The following is a 25,875-nucleotide window of genomic DNA, read 5'->3' on the forward strand; positions in this document are numbered from 1 at the left end:
TGCTATATGTTAATCTTTGTTTTGATTCTATTGGTGCTGGCCATTATTGTGGTAGCGATCATTAAATTTGAAATTCACCCTTTTCTCGCCTTATTCACCGGAGCCATTCTATATGGACTATTGGCAGGAATGCCTACAGCCTTAATTATTAGCTCCATTACCGAGGGGTTTGGAGGAGTCTTGGGGAGGATAGGTTTACTGATCCTTTTTGGGGTTATTATAGGTACTTTTCTGGAGAAATCGGGAGGAGCTTTTGTCATTGCAAAAAAGGTGCTGTCCTGGGTGGGACAAAAATCAGTGATGCTTGGAATGATGATTACCGGATACATCTCCTCTATTCCTGTATTTGGCGACAGTGCCTTTATCATGTTAAACCCAATCAATAAATCACTGTCCTTTAAAGGGAAGTTGCCATATGCCGCAACAACCGTAGCCTTAACTTTGGGGATTACTGCCACACATTCATTGGTGCCACCCACTCCGGGACCTATAGCTGCCGCAGGTATCTTGGAAGCTGATTTGGGACGGATAATTTTATTTGGTGCGATTATCAGTGCTTTGGGACTGATACCTTGCTACTACTTTTGCAAGTATTGGGTTTCAAAGATTCATTTAGAACCGGTCTTTGCCAAAGTGGACAAATTAGGTTATTCAGGGAAAAGCCCTTCGCTGGGCAAATCTTTTATGCCAATTATCATTCCTTTGGTTTTGATAATTTTATCCTCTATTGCTGCATATCCAACCAAACCCTTTGGGGAAAATCAATTCACCTCACTTATTTTGTTTATTGGTAACCCAATAATTGCTTTACTTTTAGGCGCTTTTTTGGCCTTTAGTTTGCCCGAAAAATTGGACAAAAAAGTACTGTCTTCTGCGGGTTGGTTTGGGGAAGCATTGTTGATAGGTGCACCTGTGATACTCATCACAGGTGCTGGAGGAGTTTTTGGTAAAATGTTGCAAAATTCCGGAATTGCTGATCAGATTAGTGGTCTGATGAGTAGCGGACATTGGAGTTTATTCCTTCCTTTTGCCATGGCTTTTGCTTTGAAATCTGCCCAAGGTTCATCAACCGTTGCCTTGGTGACTACAGCCTCTATTATGGTTCCTTTGATGCCCGCATTGGCCTTGGATACTGAGATAATGCGCGTATTTACTGTTTTGGCTACAGGGGCAGGGGCCATTGCCGTATCCCATGCCAATGACAGTTTTTTCTGGGCCATGACTCAATTGTCAGGAATGAATATCAAACAAGGCTACCAGTCACACAGTTTGGGTACCCTTATTTTATCCATTACTTCCATGGTTATTATATTCTTTTTGGCCAATATATTGGCATAGGCTTTTACAAGATTTCCTTATGGGCTATTTGGCTGTCCATCCTCCGTCCACGGTAAGAAAAGATCCAGTCATGTAATTGGCTGCTTCACTGGCTAAGAATATTGCAGCTCCTTGAATTTCTTTGAGTTCCCCCCATCTTCCCAAGGCTGTAGCTCCAATAATAAACTCCTTGGTAGCCGGATCATCGGCAACCGGTATATTCATTTCTGTGAGGAAAGGCCCCGGGCAAATCGCATTAACCTTAATATCAAATGGCGCCAACTCTATACCCAAAGCTCGGGTCATTTGGACCACAGCGCCTTTACTTGAAGTGTAAGGTGTGCGATTGGCCAAACCTACAAGACCTAAGGTGCTGGCCAAATTTATTATTTTCCCTGAATTTTGAGCCTTCATATGGGGGATAACGGAGCGAATACATAGCCAAGAACCAGTGACATTTACTTCCATTACTTTATTAAAATCCTCCAAACTTACCTCATCAATCGCCCCTCTAATGTTTATTCCGGCACTGTTTATCAAAATATCGATGCTACCAAATGCTTCTATTGCAAAAGTAGCCATGGCATTGGTTTGGTCTTCCTTCGAAATGTCAGCAGCAAAAGCCAGCGCCTTTACCCCGTAGGTTTTGGCGATCTTATCAGCTATAATATGGCCGTCTTTTTCATTCCTATTCACAATTAATAGATTCGCTCCGGCAGAGGCAAGTCCTGCTGCCATGGCAAGGCCTAAACCTTTGGATCCACCTGTGACAATGGCTGTTTTTTTACTAAGATCAAATAATTTAATTCCTGGTAAGCTGTCTAACATGTTTTTTAATTTATAGGTTTAAATTTTCTTTACTGTATGATAATGAAGTCAATACATTGTATTCTTCTTTGGCCAATAAGGCCTCAGGTTCCAAAGAATTGATATTGGGAAGCTTTTCTTTTCTACCATTTACCCAAGTAAGCATTGCTGCCAATTCCGAGGCCGGCACTTGTTGAAGCGTGGCCCAATAATCAGGAGTCAAACAGGGGATAAGCAACGGGTTTCTTGTAATCATTTCGAGATTAAAAGTAATTGTCGGATTATGCGTTTTGCAGGTGTCAACAATATGTTTCAATGCCAAGCAACCTTCTCCTAATGGGACTTCAGACAATTGAAATCCCTCTTCATAAGGAGCTACAGCCATGTCTTTGACATGTGTAGTGAAAACATAGGGTGCCAGTAGTTGGAGGGTATGTTCAGGCTGTTCCATTAAAGCAATGCTGTTTCCAAAGTCCAAGGTAACCCCAATCCATTCACTTGATATTTTTTTTACCAAATGAACCAATTCATCAGATCGCCAATCTTTGTGATTTTCAATCGCCAATTTGATTTTATGCTTGCTTAAAATTGGTACTACTTTTCCTAGCATTCTTGTGGCCTCTGTTTTGAAGGATATAAAATCTTCTTCTGTATGGATAGCTTCATATCTTCGAGGTCCTAAACTTACGGTTCTCAATACCTTGACTCCGGCTTCCTTTGCTAGGATTAGTTGCTTCTCAAAATCCGGTAGATCAATCTCCTTCTTTGGCATTCCAATAGATCCTTCAAGGTACATGCCAAGCTTTTCTCTTTGATCTCTTATTTTTTTTGAGAAATCAGTTGACCAACCTTTGACGCCAACTTGGATGCCTCCAGCACCGATTTTATGGCAATGGTTAAGCAATTCACCGGCATTTTTAAAGCCCGGATAAAGGCTGCTTTGATAAGAAGAATGCCATCTTTTTCCGTAAGAATGAACGACAATGCCCAATTTTTCCTTCCCGAAAATACCAGGAAGATCAGGGATGCTCATGGCCAATAAACCCATGCCTGCAGTTTTAATAAACTTGCGACGCTCTTTTAAAAAATTTGGGACTGTTGTAGGTAGGGGGGGTGGGTTCATGCGTTTTTAAGGTTTGTTTAGCGGGTTTATTGGTGGCTCATATTGTAAAAGATCCTTTGGTTTCCATGGCAAAACTCTGCCTTGTGTTGAAAGTCTTAATTCTGCAATTGTACCACTCTTTACAGCCGGTGCATTATTGTTCCATTCATTTCTAATATAGGTGAGTATATTTGCTATCCTACCATTGTCTAAACTAGCCATGGAAGGCATAACGGGTAAGATTTCCGGGCTTTGGTATTGAACCCCATTGACAGTTAATGGGCCTTCTAATCCATGGATTAAAATCATGGCAAGTCGCGTTTCATTTCCTGTAACCCACTCAGAATTGTTTAATGGTGGCCCCATTCTTTTTACGCCTTCACCATCTTCTCCATGACAACCTGCACAAGTACTTACATAATACTGTCTACCTTTAGCAAAGGATGCCTTCTCACTATTTGTCAAGAGGAAGGTGCTTTTAAGGCTGTCCACTTCATTTATTTTGCCGGGCCAGTCAAACAAGTTATTTAATTGACTGATGTTTAAATTACTTTTTTCAAAATCAGTACTGGTCGAGAACCTTGGTGCTGTGGAAAGCTGAATGGGCGATTTTTTATGTTGGGAAGCAGCCACGGACATGCCCCTAAAAATAGCCGATGACTTCCAGTCATCGGACGGTGCGCTTTTATCTAAAATTTGTACCAACTTTTGCATTTCCAGTGGTTCATACTTGTTGCTGATGGCTGTAGTCAACATTTCAATAAAAATGGCTTTTGAACTTGTTTTGTTTTGCCATGTTTTTTGCCTTATTAGTAACTGCAAAAATGCAAATTCACGATCATACAAGCTACTGAGTGCCGCATCCCTAAATATAGGCTCATCAATCTTTTGTTCCAAAATAGCCAAGAGAACCTTAAAATTAAACTTTGGAGAAAAACTGCCTGAACTTAATACCAATTGGAGATTTATTTCCGGAATATTAGTTTTCACTATTTTGAGCATGGCATTTTTCAGGGCCTCTTTGACACTTGAATTATTTGCAGAAACCTGTTCTGCAAGACGTAGGGCATGGATAGTAACTTGTGGTGATTTAATTTTATCTTTTCTCAATAGGAGGATGATAACCTTAGCATCTAATTTCTCCATGCCTTCCAAAGTCCATAAGGCATGGATTTGTGCCAAAGGATACCTGTCATCTAAGGCCAGCTTTTCTAAACTTTCTACTGTGTTATTGTCATTTTTTTCTACTAACAGCCTTTGTGCCATATCTCTATGCCAGCCGTTAGGATGTTTCAGCTTTTGAATGAGCTCGTGGCTTTTTAATTCAGATAGTTTTGGCGCTGTTTTGTTTTTTTGGTTTTTTCCGCTTATCCGCCATATTCTGCCATAATGAGTAGGCAATTCAAGTTTTCTATTGATTGTTATCTCTTTTAAATAAGGAGAGATATAGGCAGCATGTTGGATTAGGCCACGGTACATGTCGGTAATATATAAGGCACCATCAGGACCTGAAGTTAAACTCACAGGCCTAAACCGCTCGTCTTGAGAGGCAATCACAGACCGGCCTTGATCGGGCGAGGTGGTTTGGATAAAAATCCCATTCTCCTTAACCCTATTCCTTTTAATTAAATTTCCGGAAGGTTCACAGATAAAGACATTTTCTGAATATTGTTGTGGAAGCCCATTACCCCTAAAGTAAAAGGGAGAACATGCTGATGTAAATTCCTTCAGCCTATTTTTTTCATCCAATGTTCCGGGAATATAACCTCTGTTGATGGCTAAATTCTCCCTAACGGGAAAAATTTCACGATCCGCGGTAAGACCTTGGTCGATCCCTGAGGTGCTGCTATGGTTAAGGTTTCTATTAAAATAGTTTGGGGGTACAAGATCTGCATGCAAAGGCGACCAATTGTAATTGTAGTAAAGCCTTCCATAATTATCCTGGCTAATGCCCCATTGACCTCGAAATTCAGTGCTGTCTTTAATCCATTTTTGACCTATAAGCTTATATCGAAACCGAGATTTTGCATTGTAATACCAATTGTCAATTCCTCTCAATAAACCGTTGCCGGCATGTTCAGGTAAATTACTTCCTGCATAATCAGGGTCTACCAATATCTTGGTATCGGCCACCAAATCACCATCCAGGTCCTGAGTCCACCATAGGGCCATATTTTCAGCCACTAAGGCACCGTTGGTTACAGTGGCAAGTGCTCTTGGTAAGATAAGGTTATCTAGATAAATGGTTTTTTTGTCCATTTCCCCATCCCCATTTATATCTTCCAAGATTGAAATCCTGCCATTCGGTGCTAGTTCATCATACCCGTCTATGCTATTCATAAAACCTCGCATCTCAACTACCCAAAGTCTTCCCTTTTCATCAAAACTTGTAAAAACAGGGTCTTCAACCAAGGGTTCAGCTGCCACAAGTTGTATCGAGAGGTCATTATTTAATTCAAATTTGCTAAGTGCTTCTTGTATTGAAAGTACAGGGGAGGGTTCATTCTTCTCTTGCGTGTTACAGCTGGTGCTTAAAAAAAATATTATACACACCAATTTCAGGACGGAAGGGCTTAAACTGTATGAGCAATATTTAAACAATTTCTTAATAAAAGGGTTATTTGGGTGTGATTTTTGTGGTTATTTGGTAAATATAAAATTTTAACTTTAAAAATAAATAGAATTTAGTATGTAACAGTTAAAAATTTCACGATATGCAATTTTATCAGAAGTTAGTGTGTGTTTTTAGATAGTCAAAGGCTGGTAAAAACCTATAAAAAGTGAAATTTTACCGATGGAGGAATTCTAATTTGAATATTGCTTGCCCTTTATACTTAAGAAAATCAATGATTGTAGTGTGATAAGGAAGGATTCGATATAAATTTTAATTTCACATAATAAATGAATATTTAATTCCGTTTACCTTACCGTAAAAATTTTTTCTGCTAAATCTAAATATCATCTATAAAAGTTTTCTTTATGAGAATTAATATTAGTTAAAATATTTAAATATAAATATAGATCAACACTTAGGTTACATTAATGTAATGATTATTTTTTATCGGTTGATTAAATTAAATAGTTTATATTCAACTGTATTAAATATAAATTTTGTGTAATCTTCAAAAACAAAATTTAGTGTTGTTTTTGAAGATGGCTAGAAGGGAATAGTATTGTTTTTTAAAGGTAAAGTATTATTGGTATAGGATTTGGTTTGATTTAGTAATTAATTTGCAGATTTAAATCAATTTCAAATAATTGGCTAAAATTTTTTTCCTTAAATTAAAAAATCATATTATTGCTTAAGTCGTTTGATTAATTATTTTTTTTGTATGTCTATTTTGTAATAAATAATAATTAACAGAAAAAGATAGCCCATTATGCCAGTACTACCATTTGCCTCAGTAAGTCCTTTAGCGTTTTTTGGAACCAGCGTGCATTCAGAGGACAGTTATCCGCAATGTTTTTCACCGGAAAATTCTTTATAAGTTAAACAATGGTTGCCCTTATCGGTTAAATCATTTGAGCTTTGTTTATACAATGTGCTCTTAATTTATATTAAATTAATTTATACTAAACCTAAAATTTACTTATGTTAAAAATTTACAAGTTATGCAGTTTGGTACTGTTGTCTTTGTTTGTGAGCACGGGCTTTGCCTTGGCGCAAATAGAGGTTTCGGGTACCGTCACGGACGACCTTGGGGATCCACTTCCCGGTGCAGCCGTATTAGTAAAAGGTACATCGAATGGTACTGTAACAGACCTCGATGGTAATTACACAATTTCAGTAGCCAATCAAGAATCCACCTTGGTCTTTTCTTTTTTGGGATTTAATAATGTGGAGGAAGTGGTTGGAAGTAGGGCGTCAATCGATGTCACTTTAGAACAAGGATTAAGTGGTTTGGATGAAGTGGTTGTAACAGGTTACGGCTCTCAGTCCAGAAGAGAGATTACCGGTGCAGTTACTTCAGTCGATTCTGAGGAATTACTTGCTATCCCAGCCACAACATTTGCCCAACAGTTGCAAGGAAGGGCAGCGGGGGTGACCATTATCAATGATGCGACACCTGGAGGCGGAGCCACTGTACGAATTAGGGGATTTGGAACGATTAATAACAATGATCCCCTTTATGTAATAGATGGTGTGCCCACCCAAAGTCAAGGGAATTTAAACCCCAATGATATAGAATCAATTCAAATTCTAAAAGATGCCTCAGCTGCTTCTATTTATGGTTCTAGAGCTGCAAATGGTGTGATCATCATTACTACAAAACGAGGTAAAGTAGGGAAGCCAAGTGTTTCATTCAATGCCTATTATGGTATGCAAACATCCGATAGAGGCCCCGATCCTTTGAATGCAGAAGAGTTGGGAGAGTACCTTTATTTGGCCAATATTTATGGAAACCCAGGCAGTACACCCACACATGGTCAATATTCATGGGGGCCAAATGGCGAAGTAAGTATTCCTGATTATGTGTTTCCAAGTGGAGCCATGGAAGGAGATCCCGGAGTCGATCCAAGTTTATATGCATTGGAACCGGGAAATATTTACCCAATTACCAGAGCATCTGACACTGACTGGTGGGCTGAAACCACAAGATCTGCACCTATACAGAGCTATCAAGTGACAGCAAATGGAGGCACGGAGAATGGCAGGTATGCATTGTCATTGAATTATTTCAGTCAGGATGGTGTGGTAAATGATATAGGATATGACCGATATTCTCTTAGAGCCAATACTGAATTCAAAACACTGAAAAATAGATTAACGATTGGAGAAAATCTTTCCGTAACAGTCGGCAATAGAAAAGGTGGATTTGGTAATGGATCGAGAGGTAATAATGAAGAGCAAAATGCTGTATTTAGTGCCTCCCTGCAACACCCACTTTTGCCTGTATATGATATCATGGGCAACTTTGCAGGAAGTAGAGGAGCCAATTTAGGTAATAACTATAACCCTGTGGCCTTCTTGGAAAGGGCGAAAGACAATAGGAATTTAGAATTGAGGGTTTTTGGAAACATTTATGCTCAGGTAGACCTTACGGACAATATTTATGTAAGGTCAAGTTTTGGTGTGGATGCTAACAATAGGAGAGCCCGATATATAGGCCGTCCACAGCCTGAATATGTTGAGGGTAATTTTGTCAATAGCTCCACTGCAGAGAATGAATATTCTTATCAATGGGTATGGACCAATACGGTGAGTTATACAAAAACTTTCAATGAAGTGCATGCATTTGATGCTTATTTAGGTTTGGAGTCCATTAAAGAATTTGGAGAAATATTCGGCGCTTCCAGACAGAGGTTTGCTTTCGAAACCAATCCAATCATTTCTTATCTTGACCTAGGAGATCCAAATACCGCAACCAATTTTGGAAGAGTAGAAAGTGATTATCGACTGTATTCGCAGTTTGGAAAATTGAACTATTCTTATGATGGTAAATACCTCGTACAGTTTATTTTAAGGAACGATGGATCTTCAAGATTTTTAGCTGCTTCAAGAAATGCAACATTCCCCGCGTTTAGTTTGGGATGGAGGTTATCAGATGAAGCAGCAATAGCTGAAGCTTTACCTATTGTGTCAGACATGAAATTAAGGTATGGTTGGGGTAAGACCGGTAACCAATTGATAGGTGATTACAATGCCTATACAACCTACAGGTCCAATATTTTCAACGCAGGTTATCCTATTGATGGCTCAACCACTACACCATCCCTTGGTTTTGATGCACAGCGCTTTGGAAATCCAAATGCAAGGTGGGAGACTACTACCTCAAATAATATTGGTTTGGATATTGAGTTGATGAATGGAAAGTATTTCTTCGAATTGGATCTTTGGAACAGGGTAACTTCAGATATGTTGTTTCAAACCCCGATAAATTACGGACATGGAGATGCTACTGCACCATTCTTTAACGTCGGTCAAATGACCAATAAAGGCATTGACCTAAACTTAGGGCTTGATGACACTGCTATGGGAGGAGATTTAAGTTATGGGATTTCTGCCAATTTCTCTATGTATAGAAACAATGTTGATAATTTGGCGGAGAATGAGGACAATGTATTGTTTGGTACTTCCACTAGAGTTCCCTCAGTAACCATCACCCAATCAGGGTATCCAATTTCTTCTTTCTTTGGCTACAATAACTTAGGTATATTCCAAACCCAAGAAGAGGTAGATGCCCATCCTGCTTATGGTAACTACAATGCTGTTGGTAAATTTAAAGTTCAGGATGTTAATGAAGATGGAGTGATTACCGATGCAGATAGGACCATCATTGGAAATCCTCACCCTGATTTTGTTTATGGAATAAATTTAAACGTAGGGTATAAAAACTGGGATTTGGCCATTTTTGGAAATGGATCAGTAGGGAATGATATATTTAATTATATCAATTACTGGACTGATTTCAATACTTTCCAAGGAAATAAATCAAAGACAGCTTTGTATGACGCTTGGCAGCCTAGTAATCCTTCAGGAACTTTCCCAATTATGGATATCAATGACCAGGTAAGTAGTCGACCTTCCAGTTATTTTGTTGAAGACGGTTCTTATTTTAGGATGAGAAATGTTCAGTTGACCTATAATTTGTCCGATGCTTTATTAAATAATATAGGCATGAGTAGGGCTTCAATTTATTTCCAAGGTCAGAACCTGTTTACCATCACAAAGTATTCAGGTACAAATCCTGAGATTCAGACAGGAAGTAACAATACCGTCGGGTTTGATGGAGGTTATATGCCTATTTCCAGAAATTTGATTTTGGGAGTAAATGTTACGTTTTAATCAATCATAACATAAAGAAGCAAACAAATGAAACGAATATATTTAAAAATAGCTACAGCATTTGTACTTGGACTGTCCATTACTTCCTGCCAGGAAGAATTTTTGGAAACAGTGCCTCAGGGCCAATTCAGTACAGTAGATCTGGCTAATGCACAAGGGGTAGAGGGGCTACTATTGGGAGCCTACGCAATGATAGATGGATACGGACTGGATGGACAATCCGGATGGAATGGCACCATAGACAATTGGGTGTATGGAGGTGTAGTGTCAGATGACGCCTATAAAGGAACAGATGCAGGTGATCAGCCGGAACAGTCTTTCTTGGAGGCTTTTGATTTTCAGCCTACCAATCTTCACTTAAGAAATAAATGGAGAGCGGTTTATAAAGGAGTGGCTAGGGCAAATGATGTTTTGAACACTTTGAAAAAAGCTGAAGATGTGTCTGAGGCAAGGAGTGCTCAGATTATTGCCGAAGCAAGGTTTTTAAGAGGGTTTTTCCATATGGAAGCTAGAAAAATGTGGAGAAGAGTTCCTTATATTGATGACACTACCTTCGATTTAATTGATTTGGAGAGTAGTAAAGTGCCAAATGATAAAGAGATTTGGCCGGATATTGAGGCTGACTTTGAAGCGGCAATGAATACCCTGCCTGAATCCCAGGCAGATGTTGGAAGACCCACAAAATGGGCAGCACAAGCTTTTCTGGCCAAAGCAAAGATGTTTCAAGGATGGGACCAAAGCACCGGGGAAGCCAATACTACCGTACTAGCGGAAGCCAAGACGTTATTGGATGATATTTTAAACAATGGACCATTTTCATTGACCAATACTTTCGAAGAAAATTTTCTTGTGGGAAGAAGAAACAATGAAGAGTCGATTTTTGAAATTCAATTTTCTATCTCAAGTGCTACTACAGCTGCAGCCAATGAAGGAACTACTTTGAATTATCCCTATACAGATCCTTGGGGCTGTTGCGGATTTTACCAGCCTTCCCAAAACTTGGTAAATGCTTTTAAAACTTCCGAGGAGGGGCTTCCGCTTTTGGATACCTTTAACGACAGTGATGTTCCCAATGACCAAGGCTTGGCTTGGAATGATCCTTTTCAGCCTTATGAAGGTCCATTGGATCCAAGACTGGATCATACAGTAGGTAGAAGAGATGTGCTATACAAAGGGTATAAAATCCACGGTAGTGATTTTATCAGGGATCAGAACTATGCCGGGCCATATTCACCAATTAAGCATGTGGCAGAGCCGGAATTTTTCGGAATAGGTTCAAACCCACGTTTGTCGGCCAATAATTACAGGATCATGAGGCTGGATATGGTGATTTTATGGCTTGCTGAGGCTGAGGTAGAGCTTGGTAATCTGGAAAGGGCCAGAGAGCTCGTAAACATGATCAGAACTAGAGCAGCTAACCCAGATGGTTTTGTACCAAAAGCCATTCAAGGGGCTGAAAGAAATGACTATACAATAGTAGAAGGGGAGCCTGCTGCTAATTACGTAATATCAACTTATGACATGCCATGGACAGACCAAGATGTGGCAAGAAAAGCTGTAAGAATGGAAACAAGGTTGGAATTTGCTATGGAAGGTCATAGGTTCTTTGATTTACAGCGTTGGGGAATTGCTGCTGAAACCATGAATGAATACCTTAACGAAGAAGGTACCAAAAGGACTTACTTAAGCAATGCGAGTTTTACCAAAGGTGTACATGAATATTTTCCTGTGCCTTTAGAGGCGATTGAAAGATCCTTTAAAGAAGGATCACCTACATTGGTTCAGGATCCTGCATTCGATTAAATAATTGTTTTTGATAAAAAATAAAAAGGGTGGGGTTTCCTCACCCTTTTTTCTTTACAATTCTATGCTGTTCTAGACAAATCAATCCTTCTTTTCCGGGATTATGGGTAGGTTATATATTAAGCTAATGAATTTGGTTAGAGAAGAAACTATATTCGATAGATGCTTGGTGTAACCTCCAAATGCCCTGTAACATTTATCTTCATGAGAAGATTGATCAATTCATTTAGATTTAAACTGAGACCCTATGCCTTATACCATTTAAAATTAATTAAATTGGTAAGGCTTATCCAAAAGAATTTATGGTCGTGAAAAAATACTAACCAAGCTTTAAAAGTAAAAAACAATGGATGCTTCAATCGAAAAATTAATACCTCATCGATCTCCTTTTTTATTTGTAGATAAAATTATTTCCGCAAACGAGAAAGAAATCATCGGACTTAAAACCTTTGACAAAGCCATTGACAAAATGGCTACGGGTAGTTTTTCTGATTTTGATTTTATTCCCGGTATGATTTTAATTGAATCCATGGCACAATGCGGAGGTGCAGGAATTAAAAAAGCAGGACTTGCAGATGGCTTTTTTGGTCTGGTAAGTATGGACAATGTCCGATTTTTAAAAGGAGCCACTTACAATGAAGAAATTAAATACACCATCCGGAATATAAGAATTAGCAATAAGATTATTAAACAAAGTGGGATTGCCACTGTTCGGAATGCACCTATTGCAGAAGCTACTTGGGTTTGTGCACGAATAGATAATGCATAAATTGTAATAGGTTACTTCCTAGTTGAGTTTGAATTTGTCGGTGGTAATAAGGTCTAATTTTATTCACTCCTCCCAAAATAATTGCGCCTTATTCTCAAAATTTTTTAAGATTTAAACCTTGGGTATAAGGTGAAATCTTTTTGCTTTAGATGACTTTTGACTGTTTTTTAGCATTGATTTGTGTATTTGCAATGCGTAATCATTCCTTATATATTTTAAGGAGATGATTTTTAATAACCTTTTAAGGAAATGTCGACGGAGAACTCTTTGATTATCATTTATTTATAAATATTTATCGATTGACTTATGCATTATGGCTTTTTTTGCCAATTACTCATTTAAAATAAATCCGATTGCCTGACCACTTTTTACCAATTCCTTTCGTTTCATTAATAATAAAAATTGAAGACAACTGCGTAGAATATTTAATTTTCCATCGATTTAATAGGTATATTTGACCTTTTAATTAAATAATAGCTGAATGCCAAAGTTGATTAGGATCACTACTGTTCCCATTTCTCTCAAATTATTATTAAAAAATCAAATGAGTTACATGTCCAATGCAGGATTTGATGTACTTATGGTTAGTTCAGAAGGAAAAGAATGGTATGATGTTTCAAAAAATGAAAAAGGCATAAGGAAAGAAATCATCCCTTTTACCAGAAAAATTACTCCCTTAAAAGACATTTATTGTTTGTGGTTATTGTTCCGCTTGTTTAAGCGAGAAAAACCGGATATTGTGCATACCCATACACCAAAGGCCGGTTTGTTAGGGATGGTCGCCGCCTGGATGGCCGGAGTACCTGTAAAAATTCATACTTTGGCTGGGCTTCCCTTTATTGTGGAAAAAGGTAGGAAAGCAAAACTATTGTCTGATATTGAAAAAATTACCTACCGCTTTGCAGATGAAGTTTGGCCTAATTCTCAATCCTTAAAGGATTTTATCGTAAGTAAAAAACTAGTTCGGCCGGAAAAAGTGAAAATTATAGGTGATGGGTCCTCGAATGGGGTAGACCTAAAGGTATTTGACAGGAATAATTTACAGGAAAATCATTTGGTAGCAGCTACCATGCGAATTGTACCAGGGGAGGATGATTTTTTAATGCTAACAGTTGGTAGGCTAGTTAAAGATAAAGGGATTGCTGATTTAGTGGAGGCATTCCTCCAGTCTAAAATTGTAAATCGGTCAAAATTAATTTTATTAGGAGACTTTGAGCAGGATTTGAATCCTCTTGAACCGAAAACCATTAACCAGATAAAGGATCATCCAAGGATAGTACATGTGCCATGGACGGATCATGTAGCACATTATTTGGCCATTTGTGATGTTCTCATACACCCTTCTCATAGGGAAGGATTTCCCAATGTTCTTTTGGAATCAGGAGCCATGTGCTGTCCAATAATCTGTTCGGATATTCCCGGAAATACAGATTTAGTGAAACATAAAAAGACTGCCCTTGTTTATCAGACAGGTCTTGTTTCAGCATTGAAGGAGGCCATGGAATTTGCATTCGTTAAAAGAGCAGATATGCAGGGTTATGCGGAAAATCTTCACCAGAGGGTTGTGGAAAAATTTGACAGAAAATCTATTCAGAAAAATATTTTTAATGCATATAATCGCTTGTTAAATAACGAATAATGCACTTTAAATTTATTATTCTCATTTTTTTTCAAACCGTTCATATTTAGTTAATTTTGGAGGTGGTCATAAAAAGTTTTTACATGAAAAGACTGGTATTTCCGGTTTTAATTTTTATTTCAATTACTTCCTGTATAAGTAATAAGAGAATTAATTATCTTCAAAATTTAGAAGGAAATGAACCCATTGAATTGGATGAATTTATTCCTTTTGCTGATGTAGAATATGAGTATGTTTTACAGCCATATGATATTGTAGACGTAGATTTTGCTTCCTCCAATGAAGATTTATTGAAAGCCTTCGAGTTTCAAGGAGCCAATGCTGTAAGAACTGGTAGGGCTGGCGGAAATGGGAACATGGACATTTTTTACTTTTCAGGTTATTCAATAGATAAGGACGGATACATTCAAATTCCAAATTTGGAACCCATTAAAATTGCCGGTTTAACTGAACTGGAAGCAAGAGAAAAAGTTCAAGAGGCCATTGGGTTTTATTTCAAAGATGAAGTGCAGGTAAAGCTTAGAATTGGCGGCATAAGGTTTACCACCTTGGGAGAATTTAATAACGTAGGGCCTAAGATGATTCTAAAAAACCGAGCCACCATTTTTGACGCAATTTCAATTGCAGGAGAATCCAATATTCTGGCGCGTAAAAATGAATTGTTTTTAATAAGGCAGTATGATGGAGGCACCAAAATTCACCAAATCAATTTGAATGACAGGCAACTTTTGGCTTCCCCCTATTATTTTATTCAGCCCAATGATATATTGTATTTGCAACCGATGAATATTAGACAAATTGGTTCAGGAGAGAATTTGACAGGAAGCTTGCAGCTTGGAGTTTCCATTATTACCGCCTTGATGTTCTTATACGGTATTACCTCAGGGCTCTTTTAGTTATGGAAAATCTAGATCTTTCGCAATTTGACGAGCAGGAAAAGCCAATTGATATTAAGTATTACTTAATTAAATACTTTAGGTATTGGCCTTTGTATTTGGTTTGTATTTCAATTGGATTGGTCTTTGTATTCCTTTTTCACCGGTATACAGTTGAACGATATGAGGTAAGAGGGAGTGTCATGATCAAGAGCAACGCTTCCCCTGAAGTCAGAATACTTGATCGTTCAAATATTTTTTCCGGAGGAGAAAACCTTACCAATGATATTTTATTGTTTTCCTCTAAAAATCTGGCTTCTGAGGCTTTGAATAGCTTGCACTTTGATGTGAGTTATTTTGCCTCAACCAATATAAAGGAAATTGAACTTTACAAAAATAGTCCAATAAAGGTTGAAGTAGACTGGGAATACCCACAGATCGTCAATAAAAAGATCAGTATTAACATACTCTCAGATTCCACATTTATGTTGCTTTCCGGCGAAAACACTTTTTTTGATAGGTTTTTCACCAGCTATCAATACGTTGAAGAGGAAAGAGATATTTTCAATAAAGAGCTTAATTTTGGCGAAGAAATAATAGGAGATAATGCCAAATTTAAAGTTTTTTTACTTGACGATGCTCGGCAATACAACACCTATGAATTTTTACTTCACAATCCGGCATCCTTGGTGGATACGTATGCTAATGCCATTCAGGTAAAGCCACTTATCAATTATGGGACTGTGCTTGAGATCAGTACAGTTACTAAGATTGTAGAAAAAGGCAGTGATTATATCAATGCGCTAATGGACGCTTTTCTGGAATATGATCTCAAGGAAAAGAACAGGATTTCCGAAAATGCCTTAAAATTTATTGAAGAACAGCTATATATTGTTGAGGACTCCTTAAAGTCTGTGGAGGGTAGAATGCAACAATTTAAAGTAAGCAATAAAATGCTGGATGTGAACGCAGAGTTCGGAGGAGTGCTGAATAGTATTCAGGCTTTAGAAACCAACATCCAATCCATAGACTTTGAATTGGCCTATTACAATACCCTTAAAAATTATTTGATTACTAAAACAGATTCTTTTGAGGAAATTGTTGCCCCTTCTGTCGTGGGGATTGATGATCCACTTTTTAATGAATTGGTAGGTTCATTGGTAACCATTTCTCTAGAGCGCCGAAAGTTACTTTCTTTAGTTAATGAAACACACCCAGATGTAGCCGTTTTGGATCAACAGATCCATAGGTTGAAAGAGAATTTATTTGAGAATATCAAGAACCTCATCGCCAATACAGAAAGTAGAAAAAAAGAAAATCAGAAGAAATTAAATTCCTTTGATCAACAGTTTTCTAACCTACCCAAAGCAGAATCAGATTACACCAATATTTTAAGAGAATTCAAGCTGAGGGAAAATTTATATACCTATCTTCTTGAGAAAAGAGCGGAGGCCGGTATCGCCAAAGCGTCGAATGTACCCGATAACAGTATCGTGGACCAAGCCAAACGGGGTACTTTAATTTTTCCTAAAAAGACTCAAAATTACACCTATGCCATTGGATTAGGATTTTTTCTACCCTTAGGTTTTTTGGTGCTGTTTCACTACTTAAATAATAGAGTGATGGATCAGATCCAATTGAAGAGCCTCATGCGAATCCCTCTTTTAGGGACCATTGGCTACAGTGATAAGAATACCAATTTATTAGTAGCGGAGTATCCACGGTCTCTGGCCTCGGAATCATTTAGATCGCTTCGTTCGGCACTGTTTTATATAGCAAGTGAAAAAAAATGTAAGCGTGTCTTGGTTACTTCAAGTATTTCAGGTGAAGGTAAGACATACATTAGCCTGAATCTTGCTTCTGCAATGGCTTTGAGTGGGAAAAAGACATGTATAATGGGACTTGACCTTCGAAAACCCAAACTTGCAAAATACCTGGGTGTATCCAATAAAAAAGGACTTTCTACCTTTTTAGTGGATAAAGATAGGGAGGACGAGATTATTGTTAAAACACCTTATGAAAATCTTTACGTGGTCCCTTCCGGAGCGGTACCTCCCAACCCCGCTGAGCTATTGCTAAAGGATAAAATGGGCGAGTTTCTAGACCATTTGGAAGAAAGTTTTGACATTATTATTATGGATTGCCCTCCGGTAGGATTAGTTTCCGAAACCATGGATTTATTGCGTTTTTCGGATGTTAACCTTTATATTGTAAGGCATGATTTTACAAATAAAAATCACCTATTGATGATCAATGATCTTTATGCCAATGATCAAGTAAGGAATTTTTATGCCATTTTTAACGGATTAAAAAGTGGTGGGGATACCTATGATTTTAGCGGTTATAATTATGGTTATGGGTACAATTACTCTTACATGAGAAAAAATAGCTACGGGGATGGTTATTATGCAGAAGAAAAAGAACATAAAACTAGTTGGCTAGCAAAATTATTAGGAAAGTTTAAAGTTTAAACATTCTCGTTTTATCTCCGAAGGAAAGAGGGATGTGCTTGAAAGTTTTTTACTAATTACTTGAACTGGGCGTCTGATTTTTTTGAATTTTATGGTCGGAATTGGAATGGAAATTGTCCTAGCTTTTGTCAGGTAAACTGTACAAAGCTAGATTTGAAATTTTTACATACATATTATAATATCTTTTAATTATGGAAAAATCAATTTTGATTACAGGTGGAGCAGGGTTTATAGGCTCCCATGTTGTCCGACTTTTTGTAAAAAAGTATCCCAACTACAGAATTGTTAACTTGGATTGCCTGACCTATGCAGGTAATTTGGAGAATTTAAAGGACATTGAAGGAGAAAAAAATTACGTTTTCGCCAAAGCGGATATTAATAATGAGGAGCTATTAAAGGAGGTATTCAATGACTACCAAATTACTGATGTGATCCACTTGGCCGCAGAATCTCATGTGGACAGGTCAATCACCGACCCACTGGCTTTTGTGAAAACAAATGTAATGGGAACTGTTAACTTGCTCAATACAGCCAAAAATTTCTGGAAAGACAGAGAGAATCATCTTTTTTATCATGTTTCCACAGATGAGGTGTATGGTTCATTGGATGATGGCGGGTATTTCTTGGAAACCACCCCATATGATCCCCAATCTCCCTACTCTTCATCCAAAGCAGCTTCAGATCATTTTGTAAGGGCTTATGCCAATACTTATGGCTTGAGAACAGTAATTTCAAACTGTTCCAATAATTATGGCCCCAACCAATTTCCTGAAAAGCTAATTCCTCTATGTATTCACAATATCAAACAAAATAAACCCTTACCGGTTTATGGAAAAGGTGAAAACATTAGAGATTGGTTGTTTGTAGTGGATCATGCCAGAGCCATTGATCTAGTTTTTCACGAAGGTAAAACGAATGAAACCTACAATATAGGAGGTTTTAATGAATGGAAAAACATAGATATTGTGAAGCTCCTATGTGAAATCATGGACAGAAAACTGGGCAGAGATAAAGGAGCTTCAGCGCAATTAATTACCTTTGTGAAAGACCGAGCGGGGCACGATCAGCGGTATGCAATTGATGCCGATAAAATCAACAAAGAATTGGGATGGAAACCCAGCCTTACCTTTGAAGTAGGCATTGAAGAAACAGTTGATTGGTACTTGGAAAATGAAAAATGGCTGGATAGTGTGACCTCGGGAGATTATCAAAAATATTACCAAGAACATTACAGTTAAAAGCAATTCAGTATGCAACAATATCACCAATTATTAGAACACATATTGGATCATGGAATTAAAAAAGGAGATCGGACAGGTACCGGTACGCTAAGTGTATTTGGGTACCAAATGAGGTATGATTTGTCCAAAGGTTTTCCTTTGGTAACAACCAAAAAATGTCATACACGATCCATAATTCATGAATTGCTATGGTTCTTATCCGGTGATACAAATATCCAATACCTAAAAGATAATAAAGTTTCAATTTGGGATGAATGGGCGAATGAAAATGGTGATTTGGGCCCTGTGTATGGGTACCAGTGGAGACACTGGCCCGATGGAAAAGGAGGAGAAATTGATCAAATAAAGAATTTAATTCATCAGATTAAAACCAATCCTAATTCCAGGCGACTAATTGTTAGCGCCTGGAATGTGGCTGATGTAGATCAAATGGCTTTGCCTCCTTGCCATCTTTTGTTTCAGTTTTATGTGGCTGAAGGTAAGCTGTCCTGTCAATTGTACCAACGAAGTGCGGATGTGTTTTTAGGAGTGCCTTTTAATATTGCCTCCTATGCTTTGTTTTTGGCTATGATAGCTCAGGTTTGTGACCTTGAAGTAGGGGAGTTTATCCATACCCTTGGAGATGCACACTTGTATAACAACCATCTTGATCAGGCCCGGCTCCAGCTTAGTAGAGAATGCAGATCCTTGCCGCAATTGAAATTAAACCCTGAGGTAAAGGATATTTTCTCTTTTAAATATGAGGACATAGAATTGTTGAATTATAACCCTCATCCCAGAATAAAAGCTGAAGTATCGGTTTAAAAGTAAACCTCTCAAGTTTACCATATCCTCATTAAAGGTCAAAAAGTGAAAGTAGTTCAGGCTCAGGTTTTGGGGCAAAATCTCTATCTTCAATTTTAAGTAAGTAACTTATTCCGGTTACATTGCTCACAAAAACCTGATCTGCCTTCAGTAAGTCATTGGGTTTAAACTTTCCTATCTCACAATGCTTTTCTAAATCTTTTAAGCGGCCAATGATTTGTTTCCGAGAAACCCCTGCAATGCAATTGGTCGAGAGGCTAGGGGTATAGTATTGGTCTCCTTTTACCCAAAAGATATTGGAGCTACCAGCCTCTGAGACAAAGCCTTTCTCGTCCAATAAAATTACATCAGCCATGCCCTTTTCTTGCCGTTCTATATTGGCCATAATATAGTGCAAGGCATTTAATGTTTTGACTCCGGACCATGCTGTGGTATTGGTATGAACTTTTTGGCTAATATAAGCAGTGCTTTTGGTTTTAGGGGATGGGTTAAAATCAGAAACGATAAGATGTTCACAAGCGGTATTTTCAATCGGGCTATACTTGCCTATTCCTGATCTGTAAATATTCCACCTGACCCTTAGCATTTTGGTTGTACCGAAGATATTTCTTAGCATTATGCCTATCTCTTCCAAATCAAGTTCTCCATTTATTTTTAATTTTTGGAGTCCATTGACCGCTCGGTTTTGATGGTCTTGATGGAACCTGAATTGGCCATTGATAAAACACATTGTTTCAAAGATTCCATCACCGAATAGGAGGGCCCTGTTGAGGGGTAAGGCATCAACTTCAGTAAAAATCTTCGAATTGGATTTAAAAAACTGTCTCATTTTTGTACAGTGAACTGTTCATATACGAACAAAATGGTTATTTGATTGTTCCTTTCTCGTTAAAATTAATTAATTAATGGTATTTATAGGTGGTTTTCAAAGAGAAAGGTTTAAACTTGAAAGTAAATGACTAATTAGCACTAGGTTTGCTTAATAAAAGCTGGTTCATAAAGTTTTCAAAAATTATTAAAAAAAGAGATAAACTTTTTAATTGCAAAAAGATAAAATACCAAAGTTCATGAAAAAGCATATTTTACTGCTATTGATATTTGTTTCTGGATTGTCTACATCGGTTTTTTCCCAAGATAATCTTGGTAAGTTGACTTTGGAGCAAAGTGTTGAAACAGCATTAGAAAATAACCTAAATTTAAAGAGGGCTGAAATGAACCTAATAAGTTCTGAAGCCAATTTGTTGGAAGCCAAAGGACAAATGATACCGTCTTTCTCAATGGGTGCCAGCTCAGGTTTTCGCTGGGGTAGATCCATAAACCCGGTAACGAATGATTTTGAATCCAGGAGAATAGGTAATGTTAATATATCAGGGAACTCAAGTTTACCCATTTATTCTGGGGGGAGGGTTCAGAATAGCATCAAACAATCCAAATTAAATGTGGAAGTCAATCGCTTGAATGTAGAAAAAAGCAGAAATGACATTACACTAAATACGATTAACCTCTTTATAAATGTGGCATTTTCAATGGAACAGTTGAATATTGCCCAATCACAGTTGAAGACCAGTGCGGATCAACTGGAGAGAACAAAAAGTCTAGTAAAAGCTGGGGCTTTACCTAAGGCAGATCAATTGGACTTGGAAGCTCAAAGAGCTACCAATGAATTGGAAGTGATCAACGCGCAAAACAATCTAAGAATTGCGAAGTTAAACTTATCACAATCCTTACAGTTGCCTTTCGATGATAACTTTGGTATAATTATCCCAGAGGTTGGAGTAGAAGGGTTAGAAATTGGAACGGTAGGGGTTGCTGAAGTATACTCAATAGCCGAAGGAAGATTGCCGGAGATCCAAGCGGCAGCGTTGGCAGTAAAGAGCGCGGAATATGGAGTGAAAATAGCAAAGGGAAGTTTTGCACCAAGTTTGAGCCTTAGCGCAAATGTTTTCTCAAATTACGTGGACCAGAGTACTTTTATGACTCCTGATCCTCTGTTGCAACAATTTGAAAACAACCTCTCACAATCTGCAAACATTGGTTTGAGTATCCCTGTTTTTTCCAATTTCAGAAATAAAGCAAGTTTGCAAAGAGCAAGAGTACAGAAAAGATTGAGTGAAATTCAGGAAATAGAAGCTAAGAACCTTTTAAGACAGGATATTGAATCTGCCTATACATCAGCGTATGCTGCAGAACAATCCTATAAAAGCTCATTGATAAGAGTGGAAGCATTGGGCGAGTCTTTTAGGATGGCCAAGCAACGATTTGAAGTGGGCGCTATCAATGCTGTTGACTTTCAGGTTGCACAAAACAATTTATTCAATGCAGAGGCAGACCTGGTTACTGCGAAATACCAATTTGTGTTTAGTGTTAAAGTCTTGGATTTTTACTTAGGAAATCCCCTTACCCTATAATAGATCAAAACAATGGCAAAGAAAAAATCTAAAAAGATAATATACATATTACTGGGAGTATTGGCATTCTTGGTAATAGGAATGATAGTAGGAAAACAAGCCGGTTGGGTAGGTGGAGAGAAGCCTTTAGAGGTTCAGATCGGTAAGGTTAGTAAAAAAGACATCGTGGAGAAAGTGAGTGCCTCCGGAGTAGTTCAACCCGAAACAGAGGTGAAAATGAGTCCAGATGTTGCCGGTGAAATTATTGAATTGAACGTCAATGAAGGAGACTCAGTTAAATTGGGTGATTTATTGGTCAAAATCAGACCTGACAACTTTATCTCTGCATTGGATCGGGCTCAGGCCAATTTAAACCAACAAATGGCTAATTTAGCACAGTCAAAAGCTAGTTTGAAACGTTCTGAAGCACAATTCAACCAATCTAAATTGAATTATGAGCGGAATTTAACCCTTTATGAAGACAAGGTGATTTCAGATGCTGATTTTGAACAAATCAAAGCAGAATTCCTTACAGCTGAAAATGACCTTGAAGCAGCCAAGCAGTCAGTTATCGCTTCGGAATTTATAGTCAAAAGTGCCAAAGCTTCAGTGGATGAAGCAGGAGAAAATTTGAGGTTAACGAATGTTTATTCCCCCACAGATGGTATCGTCTCCAACTTGCTGGTGGAAAAGGGAGAGCGTGTAGTTGGAACTGCCCAAATGGCAGGTACAGAAATGCTTCGCATTGCGGATTTATCTAAAATGGAGGTAAGGGTAAATGTTAATGAAAACGACATTGTCAGGATCAGTATGAGTGATACTACTTTGATAGAAGTGGATTCATATGCTTCTACAGGCAAGAAATTTACAGGGGTAGTGACCGCCATTGCTAATTCAGCCAACGAAAAAGTAAGTACGGATGCCGTTACTGAGTTTGAAGTTAGAATTAGGATTTTGAATGACTCTTATAAAGACTTGGTCTCAAAAGAAAACCCCTTCCCATTTCGTCCGGGTATGACAGCGAGTGTTGAAATCATAACGGACAAAAAAGTAGGTGTATTAGCCATTCCTCTTGCTGCAGTTACAGTAAGGGCAGGCCAGACCATAGAAGAAGGTGAAGGCAAAGGTAATATGAAAGAATTGGTTTTCATGAAAATTGGGGACAAGGCCCAGGTCCAGGAAGTAAAAACCGGCATCTCTGATTTTGAAAACATTGAAATCTTGGAAGGACTTGTAGAAGACCAGGAAGTCATTACAGGGCCATACTATGTCGTTAGCACCCAATTGGAAAATGACAAAGAGGTGAAAACTGCAGAAGCTGCAGAAGGTGAAAAAGAATAAACAGAAAACAATAATAGAAAAATTAAAGCTTATCAAATGCCATGATTACAAATAATGTATTTGTAATCATGGCATTTTTTTATTTAGACTGTTCTAAAGCCCTCTCAATGTCCAAGATGATATCGTCTACATGTTCCAAACCAACGGATAACCTTACTAAACCATTCAATATCCCTACCTTAGCTCTTTCTTCTTCAGAAAGCTTGCTATGAGTGGTAGAGGCTGGATGAGTAACGATACTTCTGGTGTCCCCCAAATTTGCGGTTACAGAAATCATCTGCAATTGGTCAATGAATTTTTTTGCTCGGTTTAACCCTCCCTTTAATGTTAGGGTGATAATACCTCCCCCATGTTTCATTTGTTTTTTGGCTAGATGAAACTGTGGATGAGATGCTAAGAATGGATATTTTACTACTTCCACTTCTTGGTTTCCTTCAAAATACTGAGCAATTTTCAAGGCATTTTCGCAATGCCTGTCCATTCTCACTGCCAAAGTCTCCATACTTTTGGCTAAAACCCAAGCATTGAAAGGGGACAAGGATGGCCCTGTATGGCGCATAAAAAATTGAACTTCATCGATTAATTCTTTCTTGCCCAAAATAAGCCCTCCCAAGACCCTTCCTTGCCCATCTATGAATTTGGTGGCGCTATGGGTGACGATATGTGCTCCCCACTTGGCAGGTTGTTGCAAATAAGGGGTAGCAAAACAATTGTCTACTACCAAAACCAGATTATGTGCATTGGCAAAATTAGCGATGTATTCCAAGTCGATTATCTCTAAACCCGGGTTAGATGGAGTCTCTATAAACAACATCTTGGTGTTGGGTTGTACCAGTTCTTCCCACCTGTCGATATCTGAAATGTCTCCATAGGTATGTGAAATACCCCATTTCGGAAATACGCGTGTTAGCAGTTGATGCGTAGAGCCAAACAATGATCTTGAAGCCAAAACATGGTCACCTTGTCTTAGTAAAGAGGCCATACTGCCAAACATTGCGGCCATTCCAGAGGCAGTCGTAATGCCACTTTCAGTTCCTTCTGCTGCACAGACCTTTTCTATCAAATCACTTGTGTTGGGGTTGGCATACCTTGAATATATATTGCCTTCAATTTCGTCTGCAAACATTTGTCTGGCTTGTTCTGCTGAATCAAAAACAAAACTAGAACTTAGGTACAAAGGTGCAGAATGTTCTCTCTGATCTGAGGAGGATTTAGCAATCCTTACAGCTTGGGTTTCAAAATTTTTATAATTCATAAAAGAAAATTGTCTAAAGATGGGTACATGTATTTATACTCTTCTTCTTTAATATTGAAGAACAGCAAAACAAGTCGAGAAAAGTAAAGGTGGAGATTGTATGTAATGTCATATAGTCTAATTTATCGTTCCCTATATTGGGCAGGTATTGGCACCTTTCCTTGGTTTGGAAGGTTGCCAGAGGTTCACAGAGCCTGATCTCTCGCCTCTTCTTTATAAATCAGTTTCCTGAATTTACTGCAAAGAAAACAAGGGTAATTCGATTTTCCAAATTCCCTCCTGTTTTTATATGGGGTAACTTTTCTGCTTGGGCCTGTACCTTGGGCTTGAGGTTTGTCCGAAGTAAAAAAATCCCCTTTCCTATAAACCTTCTGGCAATTCAATGGAAAGGGGAAAATGAATTTTAATAGACACACTTGAATAGGTCAGCTATTCAAGTGTTACATTTAACTGAATAACTGAGTTATAAATACTTTTCAATGGTTTTTGCCCATATGGCATAACCTTTTTCGTTCATGTGAAGGTTATCTTTAATAAAGATATCATCCATTGGCTCTTTGTCTTTGTTAAGCATAGGCTTCCATAAGTCAGCATATTTCATGTACTTTTCACTCTTTGTGAATTTTTTTAGTTTTTTATTCAACTCTAGGTACTGATCCGCAAGCTTCCATCTGGCGATACTTGGTTTCGGACTAACGATAATGATTTCTGTTTCAGGCAAGGCTTCGTGTATTTTACTTGTAATCAGATTGAAAGTCATTAATATTTCTTCAACGGACTTACCTGATGAAATGTCATTGTCTCCTTCATAAATAAAAACTTTAGAAGGTTTATAATCCAGTATAAGTTCATCAATATAGTATAGTAAATCACTAGCCTGAGAACCGCCAAAACCTCCATTGATCACAATGTGTTGCGGAAAGTCTTCTTGCAAGCTTTTCCACATCCTTATGGTAGAACTACCTGTGAAAACGATACCATTCAAATTGTCTTGAATTGGATTGTCTTTGTGGATCTTCTCCACCTGTCCTTTAAATCTAGTAGGGTCTTGAGCAAAAACTGTGGTAGAAATAAAAAGTAAAACAGCTAAGAAAGCGAAATTATAATTTTTCATATTTGATTATAGATTTTATTGTCTAAAATAATTGAAATATGCGGATTTTAAAATCATTTTATTGTTTGATTGTCACGATAGCGGACAAATAAAGCGGACAGTTTTTTATTCTGCCCCATCATTGGCTATAATTTCTTGGTAAGCCTACAAATATCTATTAGTT

The 25,875-nt window shown here is 37.9% G+C and carries 17 protein-coding genes and 1 riboswitch; of the genes, 11 read left to right on the plus strand and 6 right to left on the minus strand.

Annotated features, from left to right (window positions below; translation table 11 throughout):
- Window positions 1-6: 6 nt before the first annotated feature.
- A complete protein-coding gene (locus Q4534_RS04815) occupies window positions 7-1,338 on the plus strand; it encodes a GntP family permease (RefSeq protein ID WP_303612039.1) in 1,332 nt (443 codons plus the stop codon).
- Window positions 1,339-1,362: 24 nt separating this feature from the next.
- Here the strand turns inward: Q4534_RS04815 and Q4534_RS04820 are convergent, their stop codons facing one another.
- From Q4534_RS04820 to Q4534_RS04830, 3 genes are read right to left on the minus strand one after another with little or no spacing between them, the layout of a single operon-like run.
- Window positions 1,363-2,145 carry an SDR family NAD(P)-dependent oxidoreductase gene (locus tag Q4534_RS04820; RefSeq protein ID WP_303612040.1) on the minus strand — a complete coding sequence of 261 codons (783 nt, stop codon included), beginning with the start codon at window positions 2,143-2,145 and terminating at the stop codon, window positions 1,363-1,365.
- Between the two features lie 10 nt (window positions 2,146-2,155).
- Window positions 2,156-3,247 (minus strand): sugar phosphate isomerase/epimerase, encoded by a 1,092-nt coding sequence (locus Q4534_RS04825; protein ID WP_303612041.1) that lies wholly within the window; start codon window positions 3,245-3,247, stop codon window positions 2,156-2,158.
- Between the two features lie 6 nt (window positions 3,248-3,253).
- Window positions 3,254-5,779 carry a c-type cytochrome gene (locus Q4534_RS04830; protein ID WP_303612042.1) on the minus strand — a complete coding sequence of 842 codons (2,526 nt, stop codon included), beginning with the start codon at window positions 5,777-5,779 and terminating at the stop codon, window positions 3,254-3,256.
- 1,039 nt (window positions 5,780-6,818) lie between these two features.
- Between Q4534_RS04830 and Q4534_RS04835 the strand changes: the two genes are divergently transcribed.
- The 8 genes from Q4534_RS04835 (at window position 6,819) to Q4534_RS04870 (ending at window position 19,615) form a co-directional block, all read left to right on the plus strand.
- The gene (locus tag Q4534_RS04835; RefSeq protein WP_303612043.1) at window positions 6,819-10,013 is read left to right on the plus strand and encodes a TonB-dependent receptor; all 3,195 of its coding nucleotides are present in this window, start codon (window positions 6,819-6,821) and stop codon (window positions 10,011-10,013) included.
- 27 nt (window positions 10,014-10,040) lie between these two features.
- On the plus strand, window positions 10,041-11,816 hold the full coding sequence (locus tag Q4534_RS04840; RefSeq protein ID WP_303612044.1) for a RagB/SusD family nutrient uptake outer membrane protein: 1,776 nt from the start codon (window positions 10,041-10,043) through the stop codon (window positions 11,814-11,816).
- Between the two features lie 346 nt (window positions 11,817-12,162).
- Window positions 12,163-12,585, plus strand: coding sequence for a 3-hydroxyacyl-ACP dehydratase FabZ family protein (locus Q4534_RS04845; RefSeq protein ID WP_303612045.1), 423 nt, complete (start codon window positions 12,163-12,165; stop codon window positions 12,583-12,585).
- Window positions 12,586-13,066: 481 nt separating this feature from the next.
- Window positions 13,067-14,224 (plus strand): glycosyltransferase family 4 protein, encoded by a 1,158-nt coding sequence (locus Q4534_RS04850; protein WP_303612046.1) that lies wholly within the window; start codon window positions 13,067-13,069, stop codon window positions 14,222-14,224.
- Window positions 14,225-14,307: 83 nt separating this feature from the next.
- The gene (locus tag Q4534_RS04855; protein WP_303612047.1) at window positions 14,308-15,120 is read left to right on the plus strand and encodes a polysaccharide biosynthesis/export family protein; all 813 of its coding nucleotides are present in this window, start codon (window positions 14,308-14,310) and stop codon (window positions 15,118-15,120) included.
- Window positions 15,121-15,122: 2 nt separating this feature from the next.
- Complete coding sequence (locus tag Q4534_RS04860) at window positions 15,123-17,570, plus strand: tyrosine-protein kinase (protein WP_303612048.1); 2,448 nt, start codon at window positions 15,123-15,125, stop codon at window positions 17,568-17,570.
- Between the two features lie 191 nt (window positions 17,571-17,761).
- Window positions 17,762-18,808: a dTDP-glucose 4,6-dehydratase gene (rfbB, locus tag Q4534_RS04865; RefSeq protein WP_303612049.1), complete on the plus strand. Its 1,047-nt coding sequence runs from the start codon at window positions 17,762-17,764 to the stop codon at window positions 18,806-18,808.
- A gap of 12 nt (window positions 18,809-18,820) precedes the next feature.
- Window positions 18,821-19,615 carry a thymidylate synthase gene (locus Q4534_RS04870; RefSeq protein ID WP_303612050.1) on the plus strand — a complete coding sequence of 265 codons (795 nt, stop codon included), beginning with the start codon at window positions 18,821-18,823 and terminating at the stop codon, window positions 19,613-19,615.
- 31 nt (window positions 19,616-19,646) lie between these two features.
- Here the strand turns inward: Q4534_RS04870 and Q4534_RS04875 are convergent, their stop codons facing one another.
- Window positions 19,647-20,444: an aminotransferase class IV gene (locus Q4534_RS04875; protein ID WP_303612051.1), complete on the minus strand. Its 798-nt coding sequence runs from the start codon at window positions 20,442-20,444 to the stop codon at window positions 19,647-19,649.
- Between the two features lie 238 nt (window positions 20,445-20,682).
- On the opposite strand from Q4534_RS04875, the gene Q4534_RS04880 reads away from it, so the two are divergent.
- Window positions 20,683-22,023, plus strand: a complete 1,341-nt coding sequence (locus Q4534_RS04880; RefSeq protein ID WP_303612052.1) for a TolC family protein — start codon at window positions 20,683-20,685, stop codon at window positions 22,021-22,023.
- Between the two features lie 12 nt (window positions 22,024-22,035).
- Window positions 22,036-23,343 carry an efflux RND transporter periplasmic adaptor subunit gene (locus Q4534_RS04885; protein ID WP_303612053.1) on the plus strand — a complete coding sequence of 436 codons (1,308 nt, stop codon included), beginning with the start codon at window positions 22,036-22,038 and terminating at the stop codon, window positions 23,341-23,343.
- Window positions 23,344-23,422: 79 nt separating this feature from the next.
- Here the strand turns inward: Q4534_RS04885 and Q4534_RS04890 are convergent, their stop codons facing one another.
- Both Q4534_RS04890 and Q4534_RS04895 read right to left on the minus strand, forming a co-directional pair.
- The gene (locus Q4534_RS04890) at window positions 23,423-24,598 is read right to left on the minus strand and encodes an O-succinylhomoserine sulfhydrylase (protein WP_303612054.1); all 1,176 of its coding nucleotides are present in this window, start codon (window positions 24,596-24,598) and stop codon (window positions 23,423-23,425) included.
- 119 nt (window positions 24,599-24,717) lie between these two features.
- Window positions 24,718-24,820, minus strand: a riboswitch (SAM riboswitch).
- Window positions 24,821-25,061: 241 nt separating this feature from the next.
- Window positions 25,062-25,712 (minus strand): SGNH/GDSL hydrolase family protein, encoded by a 651-nt coding sequence (locus tag Q4534_RS04895; protein ID WP_303612055.1) that lies wholly within the window; start codon window positions 25,710-25,712, stop codon window positions 25,062-25,064.
- Between the last annotated feature and the right edge of the window lie 163 nt (window positions 25,713-25,875).

It is taken from the genome of Cyclobacterium sp. 1_MG-2023, assembly GCF_030546805.1.
Taxonomy (GTDB): Bacteria; Bacteroidota; Bacteroidia; order Cytophagales; family Cyclobacteriaceae; genus Cyclobacterium.